The following is a 1834-nucleotide window of genomic DNA, read 5'->3' on the forward strand; positions in this document are numbered from 1 at the left end:
CATCCAGTTGTCGACGGAACTGGATGAAGCCGCCCCGGTTTGCCGTGCTGACCGTCCCGGTGAGCCGCGCGAACGAATCCGTGCCGTTGGCTTCAAAGGAGACCTGACCACTCGAGACACCCCCCATCACGGTGTCGGCTATGTAGTCCCAGCGTGTGGCTGGATTGGTCTCGAAGTCCTCGAACATCTTGTCCTCGGCATGGGCGCGAAAGCCGCAGCCAATTATGATCAAAGCGGCCAGTATCAGGGTTCCGTGAGTCAGCAAGAGCGGTTTCCGATCAGTTTAACACGGCAATCGACAGGTTCAGCGCCGCAGCGAAGGCCACCCATGCAGCGTAGGGGACAAAGGCCAGTGCCGATACCCGGTCGGCTGTCCAACGCTCGCGAATGAACATCACGATGACCCCGAGCAACGCCAGGATTATGATGAACGCGATCCAGGGTTGCTGCGCCACGAAAAAGGCTGGGGACCACAGGAAATTGAGACCCAATTGCAAGCCCCAGAGTCGCATCGCCGACCCCGGGTGGCCCGCTTCCCACGTCCGCCACCCGGCCATGGCGATCAGCAGATAGAGCAGGGTCCAAACCGGTGCGAAGATCCAGTTGGGCGGGTTGAAAGGCGGCTTGTTCAGCCCAGCATACCACTCACCCGGCGCGGTGAGCGTGCCGATGAGAATGCCGCCACCAACAACCAGCAGCACGAAGGCAATGCGCATGAGGGTCTTGGACATCTGTTCTCCATCGGTTGAGGTATTGGTTGTCCTTAGGTCGACGCATGTTCGCTCGAACATTGGCAGTGTCTTGGCCCCAATGCTAGGTCATTCCCAGGTGCAGTCAGACGTCATCGCGAAGAAGCGTTCGAACCACCCTCCTGCTGGGTACAAGTTGCCGCACGTATTCAGCGGGCGAGAACAGGCTGACTGTCGGGTCTATTGACGTGATCTGTCGGGGTGGAAGCCTAACCACAATCCAGGGCAAATCGGTCGCTTGAGACCTTTTCCCAGATGGTTGCGCGCATCAGCTCCGAAACCCCAAGCTCCGGGATAGATTGCACCGAATGCGCATAAACTCTAAAGCTCTGCCCAAAGCAAAAGAGGCCAAAGATGTCTGAGATTCCGTTCCTTTTCCGTCCGCTCGAACTGCGCGGCGTTGAAACCCGCAACCGGGTCGTGATCTCTCCCATGTGCCAGTATTCTGCCCATGAAGGTCATCTGGATGACTGGCACCTCGTTCATCTTGGCCGGTTCGCGATCGGCGGTGCGGGGATCATCTTCACCGAGGCGACGGCGGTTCAGAAGGGTGGGAGGATCACTCACGGCTGCCCCGGCCTCTGGGCCGACAGCCAAATCCCCGGTCATGCCCGTATCGCCCAGTTTGCTTTGCGCAACGGCGCCATTCCAGCGATCCAGCTCGGGCATGCGGGCCGGAAATCGAGCATGCAGCGCCCATGGTTCGGCAACGGACCACTCGATCAGTCCGACCTCGACCGAGGCGACATGCCCTGGACCCCGGTGGGCCCCTCGGCGATCCCGGTCGCCGAGGGCTGGCCTATCCCGCACGCGCTTAGCATTCCGGAGATCCGGCAGTTGGTGGACGACTTTGTCTCCGCCACCCGGCGCGCCCTTCAGGCTGGCTACAGGATCGTCGAGATCCATGGCGCCCATGGCTATCTGCTTCACAGTTTCCTGTCGCCGCTCTCCAACAAGAGAACCGACAGGTATGGTGGCGACCTTCAGGGCCGGATGCGGCTAGCCTGCGAGATTGCCGAGGCCGTTCGCGCAACGCTTCCCGACGATGTTCCGCTGTTCTTCAGAACGTCGGCCGTGGATGGGCC

The 1834-nt window shown here is 60.6% G+C and carries 3 protein-coding genes; 1 reads left to right on the forward strand and 2 read right to left on the reverse strand.

The annotated features are described in order from the left end of the window. On the reverse strand, window positions 1-265 hold a 265-nt coding region (locus OE747_RS24540), incomplete at its 3' end, for a CIA30 family protein (RefSeq protein WP_263831054.1). Window positions 266-278: 13 nt separating this feature from the next. Beyond that, the gene (locus OE747_RS24545; protein ID WP_263831055.1) at window positions 279-731 is read right to left on the reverse strand and encodes a TspO/MBR family protein; all 453 of its coding nucleotides are present in this window, start codon (window positions 729-731) and stop codon (window positions 279-281) included. Window positions 732-1103: 372 nt separating this feature from the next. Here OE747_RS24545 and OE747_RS24550 point away from each other — a divergent pair. Beyond that, window positions 1104-1834: oxidoreductase (locus tag OE747_RS24550; RefSeq protein ID WP_450104001.1), on the forward strand; the 731-nt coding region annotated here is incomplete at its 3' end.

The organism is Ruegeria aquimaris (genome assembly GCF_025751555.1).
Classification (GTDB): Bacteria; Pseudomonadota; Alphaproteobacteria; order Rhodobacterales; family Rhodobacteraceae; genus Ruegeria_B; species Ruegeria_B aquimaris.